Origin of the sequence: Shinella sp. HZN7, from assembly GCF_001652565.1 — a bacterium.
GTDB lineage: Bacteria > Pseudomonadota > Alphaproteobacteria > Rhizobiales > Rhizobiaceae > Shinella > Shinella granuli.
Genome location: NZ_CP015736.1, coordinates 1,231,457 through 1,245,062 on the forward strand (window position 1 = coordinate 1,231,457; position 13,606 = coordinate 1,245,062).

Below are 13,606 nucleotides of genomic sequence, written 5' to 3' on the forward strand. Positions count from 1 at the left end.
ATCCCAAACGAAAAATTCCATTTTTTGACTGGAGGTCAGAAAATGAACATCAAGAGCCTTCTCATCGGCTCCGCTGCCGCTCTCGCAGCAGTATCCGGCGCCCAGGCCGCCGACGCTATCGTTGCCGCTGAGCCGGAGCCGCTGGAATACGTTCGCGTTTGCGACGCATTCGGCACGGGTTACTTCTACATTCCGGGCACCGAAACCTGCCTGCAGATCAGCGGTTACGTCCGTTTCCAGGTTGATTTCCAGGATGACGTTGTCGGCAACGACGCTGGCTACCGCGTTGGTACGCGTGGTTACATCTCGCTCGACGCCAAGAGCGACACCGAGCTCGGCACGCTGACCGGCCACATCGACCTCCAGGCTGACTCCCACCAGGACGTCTTCCTCGATGGCGCATGGATCCAGCTCGGCGGCTTCAAGGCCGGTTACTTCTACACCGAGTGGGATAAGGGCATCAACGGCGAGACCGACGCTCTCGACGGCGGCTTCCTGAACCTCATCGGCGGCAACTCGCTGCTGAACGCCATTTCGTACAAGTACGAAGGCGGCGCCTTCTCCGCTACCGTTGCTCTCGAGTCCTTCGCCAACAAGGCTTGGTCGCGCTTCGAAGACAACCTCGGCATCTCCGGCGTTGTCACCGGCTCGTTCGGCGCTGTCAGCGTTGACCTGCTCGGCTCCTACGACTTCGACGCTGAAAACGGCAACATCCGCGGCCTCGTTTCCGCTGACCTCGGTCCGGGCACCCTGCAGGGCGCAGTCGTCTGGTCGTCGGGCGCAAACCGTTACTGGGACGCTTCCGAATGGTCGGTCGCTGCCTCGTACAAGGCTAACCTGACCGACAAGCTGGCCATCACCCCCGGCTTCCAGTACTGGAACACGATCGACTACAACGCCAATGGCGACTACCGCGGCAGCCGCGACGCCTGGCGCGCTGGCGTAACGCTCGACTACACGATCGTTACGGACCTGACCACCAAGGTCAGCCTGCAGTACACGGACATCGACAACGGCGCTGGCAACAAGGGCGCTGGCGACGACACCTGGGGCGGTTTCGTCCGTCTGCAGCGTTCGTTCTAATCTGATCTGACATCTGTCAGTGATGGGAGACCCGGCTTTCGAGCCGGGTCTTTTTCGTTTCAGGATGCTGGATTGCGGAATGCGCGCGCCTCCTCCACGCCTTGCAAAAGGCGCGGGCGGATCCGGCGAAACGGGGTAGGGGTCAGCCCAGGCCGGAGAGGAATGCCCTGACCGACGGGAAGACATCGGCGTGGTGCAGGAGCGGGGCGTGGCCCTGGCCCGGCGCGGTCAGCGTCTGGACGGTTGCGGCATGGGCGGCCATGCGGGCGAGCGTCTGCCGGGAAAACAGGCGGGAACGTTCGCCGCGCACCACGAGCAGCGGCTTTTTCGCCAGGAGCTCGAACTGCGGCCAGAGCGTCGGCAGCGGCTTTGAAAAGTCGATGGCCTTCAACTGGTCGGTCAGCCTCGGGTCGAAGTCGGCGACGATCCGGCCATCCCGCTCGGCATAGATCGCTTCGGCCATGTCGTGCCAATCGGCGGGCGCAAGGGCGGGAAAGGTGGCGCCGTGAATGGCCTTGAGCCCTTCGGCCGCCGCCTCGAAACTGGCGGGAGCGCTCGTGCGCGAAAGATAGTCGTTGATCTCCCTGAGACCGTCCGCCTCGATTTGCGGTCCGATATCGTTGAGAATCGCGCCGGCAATGCACCCGGGTTCTACGGCCGCCATGACATGCAGGATCAGCCCACCGCGCGAGGTTCCCGCAAAGAGCGCGCGGGTGAGGCCAAGGGCGGACAGGACGGTGAGGGCGTCCCGGCATTCCACCGCGACGTTGTAGCTGGCTGGATCGGCCTCACGCCCAGACAGGCCGCGCCCGCGATAATCGAGGGCGATGACCCGGCGCGGCTCTGCGGCATCCCGCGCGAGGCGCAGGGCGAGCGGGTGGAAATCGCGCGCGTTGCGGCTGAGGCCGGGCAGGCAGACGAGCGGCAGGCGGCCGCCGGCCGTGGCCGGTGCATAATCGCGTGCATGCAGCAGCACGCCGTCCTCGGCGGAAAAGAAGCGGCTTTCGAATCCGTCCATGTCTGTGCACTCGCCTCGGCAACGGGGAAGGACGCTCGTGGAGTTGCCCCCAAAAGACCGGACATGCTCAGGTTTGAGATTGCGAGCTGATGAACTCGCGCGGTGATTGATATCCTAAAGCACTGTGCGGGTGAAGATTGTTGTAGTGCTCGAACCAGAGCGGCAGTTGCGCGATGACGGTTTCGGCATCCGGGGTGGGGTTCACCGCGACGTAGTCGCGCTTGAAGGTTTTGACGAAGGCCTCGGCCATGCCGTTCGATTGCGGGCTGCGCACGGGCGTCGTGCACGGCTCCATGCCGATGTCGCGGAGCAAGGATGCGGTATCCCTGGCGACGAAGCACGAACCGTTGTCGGTGAGCCATTCGATGGGCTCGGACAACATGTTGATGCGACCGAAGCGGTTCTCGACGGCGGTGATCACGAGGTCCTGCACGTCCTGGCTCTTGATGCCCTCCGTGGTGGCGACATGGGCGATTGCCTCACGGTCGCAGCAGTCGAGGGCGAAGGCGACACGGACCTTCTCCTTGTTGTCGCAGCCGATCTCGAAGCCGTCCGAGCACCATCGGATGTTGGAGCGTTCGACAGCGACCTGACCATCGTGGCGGCGATCATCGACCGCTCCGGTGTGGCGCACCAGAAGCAGGTTGTGCAGCTTCATGACCCGATAGACGCGCTTGGCGTTGGGCCACGAACGCCCGTCTTTCCGGGCATTCCGGCGCAGGATGGCATGGACCCGCCGATAGCCGTAGGTGGGCATGTCGGCAATGACGGCCCTGATTTCTTCCACCAGCTCCCGATCCGGGAGTGGCGGCCGTCCTCTGGCTCTGGAAGCGGAACCCGTGGCACGCGCAGCGATATTCGAGCGGGCGACACCCAAGGTTTCGCAGATGGTCTTCATTCCAAAATCCCTCTCGGCAGAGAGATCGAGCGCAACATCCGTTTTTTTGGGCCACCGGCGATTTCGAGGGCTTCCTTGAGGATTTCGCTCTCCATCGTCTTCTTGCCCAGCAGGCGTTGCAACTCCTTAACCTGGGCCTGAAGCGCCCGGTATTCGGATGCCGGAACGACCTCCTCTTCGGCGGCCGTCGCCGTCAGTGCTCCCTGGGATGCCAGCTTGCGCCAGGCGAACAACTGGTTCGGCTGGATGCCGTGCCGACGCGCGACGATGCTCACCGTTGCGTCCGCCTCGTAGGTCTCTTGAATGATCGCCAGCTTCTCTGCCGTGCTCCAGCGCCGCCGACGTTCCGGCCCGGAGAGAACTTCCATCTTAAAATTGCTACCAGTCATATTACCAACATTACTCCTACCCACTTAGCTAAGTGGGGGAGCATGTCCGGGCCTTTCGGGGGCTAATTCAGCTCGGGCCTGGACCGCGCCGAGCGGGAAGAGGAAGGCCAGCCTAGAGCATTTCCCGCCGCAGCGGTATCGTTTCGGTGCCGGATAATGCGGCAGGAACAAGAGTCGGTTTCGCGCCGGCAATCGCAGCGAGACGAAAGGTGGCGTCTTTGCGATTCGGAAAAAAGCCGAAAGGCGCCGGCGGCTGTGCAGTCGGCAGGGCCTGTGGCCGGCCGCGTCAGCGGCCGACGCGGAGGTCGTGCACGATATCGGCCTTCTGGCCAAGGCGGGTCTTGTAGACCTGGTAGTTCTCCATCACGCGCTGGACATAGCTGCGGGTTTCGGAAAAGGGGATGCGCTCGATCCAGTCGACGACCTCGTCGATCGGCTTGCCGCGCGGGTCGCCATAGCGGGCGATCCATTGCGGCACGCGGCGGGGGCCGGCGTTGTAGGCGATGAAGGTCAGCACATAGGAGCCGCCGAAATCGCTGATCTGCTCGCCGAGATAGTGGGCGCCGAGCGTGGCATTGTAGGCGGCGTCCGTCGTCAGCCGCTCCTTGGAATAGGCAAGGCCATGGCGTTTTGCCACGCCCTGCGCCGTGCCGGGCATCAGTTGCAACAGGCCCTGCGCATTGGCGGGGGAGACGGCGGCCGGGTTGAAGGCGCTTTCCTGCCGGGCGATGGCATAGGCGAGCGCCTTGCCGGAACCGGCAATGTCGGCGCTGTCGGGGATGACGCCGATCGGGAAGGCCAGCGCCGCCACATCGATGCCGCGCCCGAAGGCGATCTTGCCGATCTGCAGCGAAAGCTGGTGGTTGCCGCCCTTTTCCGCCTGCGCGGCGAGAAGTGCAAGTTCGCCCGGGCTCATCAGCTCGCCGGCGAGCGCCCGGTAGAGGCTGTCGCCACGCCAGCCGTGGCCGGCGGCCTGCAGGCGGGCGATCGCCTGCACCGCCTCGCGCTGGTTGAAGCGGGCGCGCTCCTCGACGGTCGGCTTCGGATAGGCGACGTTCAGCGCCGTGCGGCCGAGTCGCGCGGCGGCAAGCTGGCCGTAGAAGGTGCCGGGGAAGTTCGCCGCCTTGGTGAAATACTCCCTTGCCTCCGCCGGATTGCCCTTTTCCGCCGTCCGTCCCAGCCAGTACCAGGCGCGGGAGACGGAGAGCGGCCGGTCGGAGACCTGCAGGATGCGCTGGAAGTGGCCGGCCGCGGTCCTGGGATCGTCGAGATCGCGCAGCGCATACCAGCCGGCATGGAACTCCGCCTCGACGATGTCGGTCGGCTCGTCCGCGCCGTGCCGGGCCGCGACGCGATAGGCATCGCGGAAATCGCCGAGATCGGCGAGGCCCCGGCTGACGATGCGCTGCTCGTTCCACCAGGCGCCGGGATTGATCAGCCGCGCCGGATCCTCCGGCATGGCGGAGAAGAGTTTTCCGGCCGCACGATATTCCTCGTTGTTGCGCAGATGGCGGATGCGCAGGAACGTATAGGCCGGGTCCTTCTGCCAACTGGCATCGACGGCCTTGATGAGCGCGCCCGCGGTCTTGTTCTTGCGGATGACCGCCGCCCAGGCGCGGTAGAGCGACTGCGCCTTGCCGAGATCGCCGAAACGCTGCGCCTGGTCGGCGCGGTCGCGATAGAGCAGCATCTCCATGCGAAACTTGTGGTCGGCCTCGGTCAGAAGCGCGCCGAACTCATCGAGAATCTTCGTCTCGATATCCTTGGAAAGCGTCTCCTTCCGCCAGAAGGATCGCAGCACCTCGCCGGCGCGCGCCGTGTTGCCGCCTGCAACGAGCGCGCGGCAGAGCACGATGGCCCCTTCGGCCGTTTCCGGACGCGTCGTGCCGAAGGCGGCGATGACGTCGGCGCTCGGCGGGTTTTCGCGGGCGAGCGCCCGTTCGGAATGGGCGCGCAGCGCCTTCAGGCCCGGCCAGCCCTTCAATTCGTTCTGCGCGGCGGCGATTTCCCAGGAGGGCACGCCGCGCTGGCCGGAAACGGCGATCGCCCAGGTCAGGATATGCCGGTCGAGGCTGTCCTTGGGTAGGCGGTTGCGGGCGGCAAGGGCGGTGGCCGCGTCGCGGTTGGAAAGCGCATCGAGCCCTTTGCGCAGTTCCGCGCTTGCCGGCTCCAGGCTGTCCGCGCGCGGAATGGCATTGGTGATGATGTCCTTCGACGGCATGTCCGCGGCAAAGCCGAGCGGCTTCATCGCCGGAACGACGCTATTGTCCGCCTCGACGGGCGAGGAGCGCAGCGCAAGGCCGGCCACACCGGCAAGGAGCAAGGCGCAAAGGGCGAAACTGTTTCTCGAGATCATGTCATATCCCGGTGCCTGGCCGGCGGCGCGTTGCGAACGTCATTTTCCGCCGGATCCTTGACAATCAATTAACCCTTTGTTGCCTTAACGAAACCTTAAGCGCAGCGCTCACCAAGCCGTGAATGGGCCCGCTTTCCAGGCGACGGATCAGAGGAGGCGAATATTCGCGCATCCGCCGCCCTTCCGCCTTGATCATGCATGAAAAACGCCCCTCGCGCCGCTTGCCGCAAGACTGTCACATGATTATTGTGCGGGCGTTTTTAACCACGGAATACGGCCAAAGCATGTAAGCCCACGGGCGGCTCTGGCCTCAGGAGTTCTCGATGCTCAAGGGATCCTTTCCCGCTCTCGTCACCCCGTTCACCGATGCCGGCGCCGTCGATGAAGACGCCTTTGCCGCGCATGTCGAATGGCAGATCGGCGAAGGCAGCCACGGCCTCGTACCGGTCGGCACGACCGGCGAGTCGCCGACGCTGTCGCATGACGAGCACAAACGGGTGGTGGAACTCTGCATCAAGGTGGCGGCCGGCCGCGTGCCGGTGATCGCCGGCGCCGGCTCGAACAACACGAAGGAAGCAATCGACCTCGCCCAGCACGCCGAAAAGGCGGGCGCGGACGCCATCCTCGTCGTCACGCCCTATTACAACAAGCCGACGCAGAAGGGGCTCTTTGCGCATTTCGCGGCGGTCGCCGAGAACGTGAAGCTGCCGATCGTCATCTACAACATTCCCGGCCGCTCGGTGGTCGACATGTCGCCGGAGACGATGGGCGCGCTTCACAAGGCGCATCCCTCGATCGTCGGCGTCAAGGATGCGACCGGCAAGATCGAGCGCGTTTCCGAACAGCGCATCACCTGCGGCAAGGAATTCGTCCAGTTTTCCGGCGAGGACGCGACCGCGCTCGGCTTCAACGCCCATGGCGGGACGGGGTGCATCTCGGTGACGGCCAATGTCGCCCCGCGCCTGTGCGCGGAGTTCCAGCAGGCGACGCTTGCCGGCGATTATGCAACGGCGCTAGAATATCAGGACAAGCTGATGCCGCTGCACAAGGCGATCTTCCTCGAGCCCGGCCTCTGCGGCGCGAAATATGCGCTGAACCGTACGCGCGGCATGAACCGCTTCGTCCGTTCGCCGCTGCTTTCCGCGCTGGAGCCGGCCACGGAGGCGGCCATCGACGCGGCGCTTCGCCACGCCGGCCTCTTGAACTGACATGGCGACGAAAGCGCGTCCGACGACGGTCAAGAAGATTGTGGCGGAGAACCGGAAGGCCCGCTTCAACTACGAGATCATCGATACCTACGAGGCCGGTCTTGTTCTGACCGGCACGGAGGTCAAGTCGCTGCGCGAGGGCAAGGCGAACATCGCGGAATCCTACGCCTCGGACGAGGGCGGCGAGATCTGGCTGATCAATTCCTACCTGCCGGAATATCTGCAGGCCAACCGCTTCAACCACGAGACCCGCCGGCGGCGAAAGCTCCTGCTGTCGCGGCGGGAAATCCACCGTCTGCGCAATGCGATCAACCGCGAGGGCATGACGCTGGTGCCGCTGAAGATCTACTTCAACGATGCCGGTCGGGCGAAACTCGAACTCGCGCTCGCCAAGGGCAAGAAGCTGCACGACAAGCGCGAGACGGAGAAGGAACGCGACTGGAATCGCCAGAAGAGCCGCCTGCTGCGCGACCGCGGCTGAGGCGTCTTCTTCCCCGCTTCTTTCCCTGGAGCAATTCCAGCAAAAGTGCGAAGCGGTTTTGCGTCCGAAATTGCGTAAAAACAAACAGATAGAGCGTTTTCGCGATTCGAAGAAAAGCGGAAATGCTCTAGAACTGGTTGTAGAGCTGCGCGATGACCGACTGGCGCGCGCTGCGGGCAAGCTGTTCGTTGCCGACCTCCGCGGGCACGTCCGGCGAGGCGGCCGGGTTGGCGCTCGGCGTGCGGGCGGTCAGAAAGCTCGACATCAGGCTGTTGAGGTCGTTGCTGTCGATGGCAAGGCGCGCGGTCGGGTTGCTGCCGCCGGTGACGCGCCCATCCGCCGCCGCCTGCGAGGGCGGAACGGCGTAGGAGGGCAGGGCGGAGACGCCCGGCAGCCCGTTCGACGTGTAGAGGAAGCCGAGGTCGCCGATCTCCTCGGCGATGTCGGATGGGGTCGAGACCTGGGTGACCGGCTGCGGCGCGGCAAGCGCGGCGAGGGCGGACACCGCGGGGCGGGTTTCCGCCGCCATGGCCGGTGCGCGCATGTCGAGCGTGCCCGATGCTCCCCGGTAGCTGTTTGCCGAAAGCGATACTGCGTCCACCATCGTGCCGATGTCCCAATGCGAAATGACTGTCCGGTATCGGGAATAGCAGGGGAGTCTTGAAGAACCTTAAGACCCGGCGGGGGAATTTGATTCAATGTTTAAGGAAAGCTTGAGAAGCCTGGTTTTCGGGGACTTTGCCCTCATGGAATCCACAGCCGCACCCGGAGCATGGATGGTCGGGGCGAACCCGACCACGACGAAGGAGAGGCAGGCAGGCCTGCAAGATCGCCTCAATCGGCGACATTCTCCACCGGCTCCACGGCGCGCTGCGGGCGCTCGGACGGATCGCGGCCGATCTCGGCCTTCAGCGAGCCGAGATCGATGAAATAGTCGGCCTGGCGGCGCAGGTCGTCGGCGATCATCGGCGGCTGCGTCTGCATGGTCGAGACGACGGAGACCTTGCGGCCGCGGCGCTGCAGCGCCTCGACGAGCGTGGTGAAATCGCCGTCGCCGGAGAAGATGACGAGGTGGTCGACGGTTTCGGACTGTTCCATCGCGTCGATGGCCAGTTCGATGTCCATGTTGCCCTTGATCTTGCGGCGGCCGAGCGAGTCGGTGAATTCCTTGGCCGGCTTCGTGACGACCTTGTAGCCGTTGTAGTCGAGCCAGTCGATCAGCGGGCGGATGGAGGAATATTCCTGGTCTTCGATCAGCGCCGTGTAGTAATAGGCGCGCAGCAGATAGCCGCGCTTCTGGAAGGCCTTCAGGAGCTTTCTGTAGTCGATGTCGAACCCGAGTGTCCTGGAAGCCGCATAGAGATTTGCACCGTCGATGAAGAGGGCGATTTTCTCGCGGGGGTCGAACATACTGCGAAATCCTTTTAAATAGAAGTTGATGTAAACGGTTGGGTTTTGGCCAAGTGCCGAGGTGGCCGGATGCACTATCCGGTTGAATTAACTCTTTTTCATATAATCTTCATTTAGGGCAGAGGGCCCGGCTTTCCAAGCAAATCTAGGTTGCGAAGGCGATTTTTCCCTCCGGCATCGTTTCAGCAAATTCGGGTCCTCCGGAATTGGGGAATAGTTCCCGCGCTTTATCCTATTTGTCCGATATTTCGGCCTTTTACTTTCCGTAACGTGAGGGCTAAATCAGAAGTTACATGGGCAGCCTTACGACACGCGCCGCAGCGGCACGGGGAAGGAAAAACTTGAATTTGCCTTCCATTGCCTGTATCGGGCATGCAAACTCATGAAATTCTCGATCACAAAGGACAGGCAATGGCCCGTGTCACCGTTGAAGATTGCATTGACAAGGTAGACAACCGCTTCGAGCTGGTTCTCCTTGCAAGCCATCGCGCCCGCCTCATCTCGCAGGGCGCCGCCATCACCATCGACCGCGACAACGACAAGAACCCCGTCGTCGCGCTGCGCGAGATCGCCGACGAGACGCTTTCGCCCGACGACCTCAAGGAAGACCTGATCCACTCGCTGCAGAAGCATGTGGAAGTCGACGAGCCCGAGCCCGATCCGGCAAGCCTGGTCGCCGATGCCGCTTCCGGCATCGCTGCGATCGAGGAGGACGAGGATCAGCCGGAAACCATCGCCTTCGACCGCATGTCGGAAGAAGAGCTGCTGGCCGGCATCGAAGGCCTCGTGCCGCCGGAAAAGAGCGACGATTATTGATGCCGGGGCAGGCAGTGCGCAGTAGGCAGTAGGCGTTGCGCCCACAAGACGGCCGACATGCCAATCCCTATTGGCTATTGCCTAATTCCTATTGCCTATTTTTATATTGCGGATGCCGGTGCGCCCCTCTTAAGGTCGGGGCGCACTTTTTTTTGCCCCGCCGCGCCGGGGAGGGAGCCGACCGAGAATGATGCGTCAATATGAACTCGTCGAACGGGTTCAGAAATACAAGCCGGATGCCAACGAGGCCCTGCTGAACAAGGCCTATGTCTATGCCATGCAGAAGCACGGGCAGCAGAAGCGGGCGAGCGGCGACCCCTACATTTCGCATCCCCTCGAAGTCGCCGCCATTCTCACGGACATGCGCCTCGACGAATCGACGATCGCCGTCGCCCTGCTGCACGACACGATCGAGGACACGAGTGCGACGCGTGCCGAGATCGACGAGCTGTTCGGCGAGGATATAGGCACGCTGGTCGAAGGCCTCACCAAGATCAAGAAGCTCGATCTCGTCTCCAAGAAGGCCAAGCAGGCGGAAAACCTGCGCAAGCTCCTGCTCGCCATTTCCGATGACGTGCGCGTGCTCCTCGTCAAGCTCGCCGACCGGCTGCACAACATGCGCACGCTCGACCACATGACGCCGGAAAAGCGCGCCCGCATCTCCGAGGAGACGATGGACATCTATGCGCCGCTCGCTGGCCGCATGGGCATGCAGGACATGCGCGAGGAGCTGGAAAACCTCTCCTTCCGCCACATCAACCCGGAAGCCTTCGACACCGTCACCCGCAAGCTGGAGGACCTTTCCCAGCGCAACGAGGGCCTGATCCGCAAGATCGAGGACGAGCTGCGCGAGCTGCTGGTGGTGAACGGCCTGCCGGACGCTCTCGTCAAGGGCCGGCAGAAGACGCCCTATTCGGTCTTCCGCAAGATGCAGTCGAAGTCGCTGTCCTTCGAGCAGCTTTCCGACGTCTACGCCTTCCGCATCCTCGTCGACGACATTCCCGCCTGTTATGCGGCGCTCGGCATCGTGCACACGCGCTGGCGCGTCGTGCCCGGCCGGTTCAAAGATTACATCTCGACGCCGAAGCAGAACGACTACCAGTCGATCCACACGACCATCGTCGGTCCGTCGCGCCAGCGCATCGAGCTGCAGATCCGCACCAAGCGCATGCACGAGATCGCCGAATACGGCATCGCCGCCCATTCGCTCTACAAGGACAAGGAAGTGGTGAACGGCGACGAGCGCACGCGTTCGCCCCGCTCCAACGCCTATGCCATGCTGCGCCGGACGATCGAATCGCTGGCGGAAGGCGACAATCCCGAGGAATTCCTGGAACACACCAAGCTGGAGCTCTTCCAGGACCAGGTCTTCACCTTCACCCCGAAGGGCCAGCTCATCACCCTGCCGCGCGGGGCGACGCCGATCGACTTTGCCTATGCGGTGCACACCAATATCGGCGATACCTGCGTCGGCGCGAAGATCAACGGCCGCATCATGCCGCTCGTCACCCGCCTCAGCAACGGCGACGAGGTGGAGATCATCCGCTCGGGCATCCAGGTGCCGCCGCCGGCCTGGGAGGAGATCGTCGTCACCGGCAAGGCGCGCGCCGCCATCCGCCGCGCCACCCGCGCCGCCGTGCGCAAGCAATATTCCGGTCTCGGCTACCGCATCCTGGAGCGCACCTTCGACCGCGCCGGCAAATCCTTCTCGCGCGACGGCCTGAAGCCCGTGCTGCACCGGCTCGGCCAGAAGGAGGTGGAGGATGCCATCGCCGCGGTCGGCCGCGGCGAGCTCTCCTCGCTCGACGTGCTGCGCGCCGTCTTCCCGGATTACCAGGACGAGCGCGTCACGGTGAAGCCGAGCTCCGACGACGGCTGGTTCAACATGCGCAGCGCCGCCGGCATGGTGTTCAAGCTGCCGGGCAAGACCAAGGCGGCTCTCGAAGGCGCGGCCCAGGAGACCGGCCCCGAGGCCCTGCCGATCCGTGGCCTCTCCGGCAATGCCGAGGTGCATTTCTCCGCCGGCGGCGCCGTGCCGGGCGATCGCATCGTCGGCATCATGGAAAAGGACAAGGGCATCACCATCTACCCGATCCAGTCGCCGGCACTGCAGAAGTTCGACGACGAGCCGGAGCGCTGGATCGACGTGCGCTGGGACCTCGACGAGGCGAACAACACCCGCTTCATGGCGCGCATCATGATCAATGCGCTGAACGAGCCGGGCACGCTTGCCGAAGTCACCCAGACGATCGCCACCAGCGACGTCAACATCCGCTCCATGTCGATGACGCGGGTCGCGGCCGACTTCACAGAGGTGCATATCGATCTGGAGGTCTGGGACCTGCGCCAGCTCAACCAACTGATGAGCCAGCTCAAGGAACTCCAGTGCGTCTCGACGATCAGCCGGGTCTTCACATGACGGTTCTATGCAAAAATGTGGCATCCTGCCCTGAATAAGGCAGGTTTGCCCAAGATTTGACCAGTCATTATGCGCGCCTTGCATAGCTGTATTGGCATAGTGTCGCTGGTGTCTTTGGGGTGGAGATCCTATCTTCTGCATCGGGAGGTCAACCGAAAGAGGTTTACCAATGTTGAAGCAGATCAAGAATTTCACCCGCGCCCTGCGCATCCCGACCGCCGAAGACCGCGAAATGGCCTACCTCAATGGCGCCATCGACCGGATCGACCTGGAATACCGCCAGCGTCAGATCGACCGCGGCCTCTTCCGCAAGTCCTACTAAGCCCGCGGAACCGTGTGGCGCCCCTCCGGCGCCACGGCGACCGCCCTATGTGGCGCCATGAGGGCGCCATTGAAATGCCACTAACGGATCGGCTATGTCTGGGCCATGTTGTTCCGACGCCGAAAGAAGGCCGGCTGGCTTGACCGATTGCGCGAATTCTTCTGGCCGCGCAAGGGCTTCACGCGTCCGGCGCGCTATCTCGCCAAGCGCATTCTGCGCCTGTCCGCCTCGCCGCATGCCGTGGCCGCAGGTGTTGCGGCCGGCGCCTTTTCGGCCTTCACGCCGCTCATCGGCTTTCATGTCATCCTGGCGCTGGCGCTCGCTTATCTGATGGCCGGCAACCTGCTCGCCGCCGCGCTCGCCACCACCATCGCCAACCCGCTGACCATTCCGCTCATCGCGCTCGCGACCTTCCGCGTCGGCGAGGCGCTGCTCGGCATAAAATCCGCCGAGGCGGTGACGGCCGCTGAACTCTTTCACCGGCTGGAGCACCTGGAACTGTCCGAACTCTGGCAGCCCGTCCTGAAGCCCATGCTGGCCGGCGCCGGCCTTCTGGGCACGGCCGCCGCCGTGCTGGCCTACGCCGTTACGCGCTTTGCCGTGCGCTCCTTCAAGGCCCGCCGCCATGCGCGTCTTCTGGAGCGCGCCGGTCTTGCGGCGGCCAGCCCCGTCCTTTCCCGTGGAGACAAATCCCTATGATCATCGGCATCGGCAGCGACCTCATCGACATCCGCCGGGTGGAGAAGTCGCTGGAGCGGTTCGGCGAGCGCTTCACGCAGCGCTGCTTCACCGAGATCGAGCGGGCGAAGTCCGACAAGCGCAGGAACCGCGCCGCCTCCTATGCCAAGCGCTTCGCCGCCAAGGAAGCCTGTTCCAAGGCGCTCGGCACGGGGCTCGCCCAGGGCGTGTTCTGGAAGGACATGGGCGTCGTCAACCTGCCGGGCGGCAAGCCGACCATGAAGCTCACCGGCGGCGCGCTGGAGCGGCTGAAGCAGATGATGCCCGCGGGCCACGAGGCGCGCATCCACATCACCATCACGGACGACTTCCCGCTCGCTCAAGCTTTCGTGATCATCGAGGCGCTGCCGGTCGGAACGCCGGGATAAGGGGCGCGATTTGCTGACGAACCTTGCCCACCCACCGACGCCATCCTCGGGCACGCCCCGAGGATCCACGCGGCACCCGCGGCTGTGGATGGTCGGGTCA

Annotated in this window: 13 protein-coding genes; 8 read left to right on the forward strand and 5 right to left on the reverse strand. The window is 63.8% G+C overall.

The annotated features are described in order from the left end of the window. Positions 1-42: 42 nt before the first annotated feature. Positions 43-1,083, forward strand: a complete 1,041-nt coding sequence (locus shn_RS05900; RefSeq protein WP_064329573.1) for a porin — start codon at positions 43-45, stop codon at positions 1,081-1,083. A 142-nt stretch (positions 1,084-1,225) separates the two neighbouring features. Here shn_RS05900 and shn_RS05905 read toward each other — a convergent pair whose 3' ends face one another. The 3 genes from shn_RS05905 to shn_RS05920 all read right to left on the reverse strand — a co-directional run bounded on the left by shn_RS05905 (position 1,226) and on the right by shn_RS05920 (position 5,744). Next, positions 1,226-2,101 carry an alpha/beta fold hydrolase gene (locus shn_RS05905; protein WP_064329574.1) on the reverse strand — a complete coding sequence of 292 codons (876 nt, stop codon included), beginning with the start codon at positions 2,099-2,101 and terminating at the stop codon, positions 1,226-1,228. A 67-nt stretch (positions 2,102-2,168) separates the two neighbouring features. Continuing rightward, positions 2,169-3,388 (reverse strand): IS3 family transposase gene (locus shn_RS05910; protein ID WP_145925838.1). Its coding sequence is split into 2 segments (ribosomal slippage): positions 2,169-3,052 and positions 3,052-3,388, totalling 1,221 coding nucleotides; the frame shifts between segments, so codons are not numbered across the junction. A gap of 286 nt (positions 3,389-3,674) precedes the next feature. Next, positions 3,675-5,744 carry a lytic transglycosylase domain-containing protein gene (locus tag shn_RS05920; protein ID WP_084437818.1) on the reverse strand — a complete coding sequence of 690 codons (2,070 nt, stop codon included), beginning with the start codon at positions 5,742-5,744 and terminating at the stop codon, positions 3,675-3,677. Positions 5,745-6,067: 323 nt separating this feature from the next. Between shn_RS05920 and dapA the strand changes: the two genes are divergently transcribed. Both dapA and smpB read left to right on the forward strand, forming a co-directional pair. Continuing rightward, a complete protein-coding gene (gene dapA / locus shn_RS05925) occupies positions 6,068-6,952 on the forward strand; it encodes a 4-hydroxy-tetrahydrodipicolinate synthase (protein WP_064329575.1) in 885 nt (294 codons plus the stop codon). Between the two features lies 1 nt (position 6,953). Then, positions 6,954-7,433 carry an SsrA-binding protein SmpB gene (gene smpB / locus shn_RS05930; protein WP_064329576.1) on the forward strand — a complete coding sequence of 160 codons (480 nt, stop codon included), beginning with the start codon at positions 6,954-6,956 and terminating at the stop codon, positions 7,431-7,433. Between the two features lie 127 nt (positions 7,434-7,560). Here smpB and shn_RS05935 read toward each other — a convergent pair whose 3' ends face one another. Further along, positions 7,561-8,037 carry a hypothetical protein gene (locus tag shn_RS05935; protein ID WP_133033201.1) on the reverse strand — a complete coding sequence of 159 codons (477 nt, stop codon included), beginning with the start codon at positions 8,035-8,037 and terminating at the stop codon, positions 7,561-7,563. A 230-nt stretch (positions 8,038-8,267) separates the two neighbouring features. Beyond that, positions 8,268-8,843: an NYN domain-containing protein gene (locus shn_RS05940; protein ID WP_064329578.1), complete on the reverse strand. Its 576-nt coding sequence runs from the start codon at positions 8,841-8,843 to the stop codon at positions 8,268-8,270. 411 nt (positions 8,844-9,254) lie between these two features. Here shn_RS05940 and rpoZ point away from each other — a divergent pair, with 411 nt between their 5' ends. The 5 genes from rpoZ (at position 9,255) to acpS (ending at position 13,506) form a co-directional block, all read left to right on the forward strand. Next, positions 9,255-9,659 (forward strand): DNA-directed RNA polymerase subunit omega, encoded by a 405-nt coding sequence (rpoZ, locus tag shn_RS05945; protein ID WP_064329579.1) that lies wholly within the window; start codon positions 9,255-9,257, stop codon positions 9,657-9,659. Between the two features lie 187 nt (positions 9,660-9,846). Further along, a complete protein-coding gene (locus tag shn_RS05950) occupies positions 9,847-12,078 on the forward strand; it encodes a bifunctional (p)ppGpp synthetase/guanosine-3',5'-bis(diphosphate) 3'-pyrophosphohydrolase (RefSeq protein WP_064329580.1) in 2,232 nt (743 codons plus the stop codon). 169 nt (positions 12,079-12,247) lie between these two features. Next, positions 12,248-12,400 carry a DUF3563 family protein gene (locus shn_RS34795; protein WP_064496053.1) on the forward strand — a complete coding sequence of 51 codons (153 nt, stop codon included), beginning with the start codon at positions 12,248-12,250 and terminating at the stop codon, positions 12,398-12,400. A gap of 105 nt (positions 12,401-12,505) precedes the next feature. Beyond that, on the forward strand, positions 12,506-13,099 hold the full coding sequence (locus shn_RS05955; protein ID WP_064329581.1) for a DUF2062 domain-containing protein: 594 nt from the start codon (positions 12,506-12,508) through the stop codon (positions 13,097-13,099). Further along, positions 13,096-13,506, forward strand: a complete 411-nt coding sequence (gene acpS / locus shn_RS05960; RefSeq protein WP_064329582.1) for a holo-ACP synthase — start codon at positions 13,096-13,098, stop codon at positions 13,504-13,506. Before shn_RS05955 ends, acpS begins: the two co-directional genes overlap by 4 nt. Positions 13,507-13,606: the final 100 nt, after the last annotated feature.

Excerpts from the sequence above, each read along its gene's own strand:
- shn_RS05900 (WP_064329573.1), top strand. The coding sequence starts at position 43 with ATGAACATCAAGAGCCTTCTCATCGGCTCCGCTGCCGCTCTCGCAGCA.
- shn_RS05905 (WP_064329574.1), bottom strand. The coding sequence starts at position 2,101 with ATGGACGGATTCGAAAGCCGCTTCTTTTCCGCCGAGGACGGCGTGCTG.
- shn_RS05920 (WP_084437818.1), bottom strand. The coding sequence starts at position 5,744 with ATGATCTCGAGAAACAGTTTCGCCCTTTGCGCCTTGCTCCTTGCCGGT.
- dapA (WP_064329575.1), top strand. The coding sequence starts at position 6,068 with ATGCTCAAGGGATCCTTTCCCGCTCTCGTCACCCCGTTCACCGATGCC.
- smpB (WP_064329576.1), top strand. The coding sequence starts at position 6,954 with ATGGCGACGAAAGCGCGTCCGACGACGGTCAAGAAGATTGTGGCGGAG.
- shn_RS05935 (WP_133033201.1), bottom strand. The coding sequence starts at position 8,037 with ATGGTGGACGCAGTATCGCTTTCGGCAAACAGCTACCGGGGAGCATCG.
- shn_RS05940 (WP_064329578.1), bottom strand. The coding sequence starts at position 8,843 with ATGTTCGACCCCCGCGAGAAAATCGCCCTCTTCATCGACGGTGCAAAT.
- rpoZ (WP_064329579.1), top strand. The coding sequence starts at position 9,255 with ATGGCCCGTGTCACCGTTGAAGATTGCATTGACAAGGTAGACAACCGC.
- shn_RS05950 (WP_064329580.1), top strand. The coding sequence starts at position 9,847 with ATGATGCGTCAATATGAACTCGTCGAACGGGTTCAGAAATACAAGCCG.
- shn_RS34795 (WP_064496053.1), top strand. The coding sequence starts at position 12,248 with ATGTTGAAGCAGATCAAGAATTTCACCCGCGCCCTGCGCATCCCGACC.
- shn_RS05955 (WP_064329581.1), top strand. The coding sequence starts at position 12,506 with ATGTTGTTCCGACGCCGAAAGAAGGCCGGCTGGCTTGACCGATTGCGC.
- acpS (WP_064329582.1), top strand. The coding sequence starts at position 13,096 with ATGATCATCGGCATCGGCAGCGACCTCATCGACATCCGCCGGGTGGAG.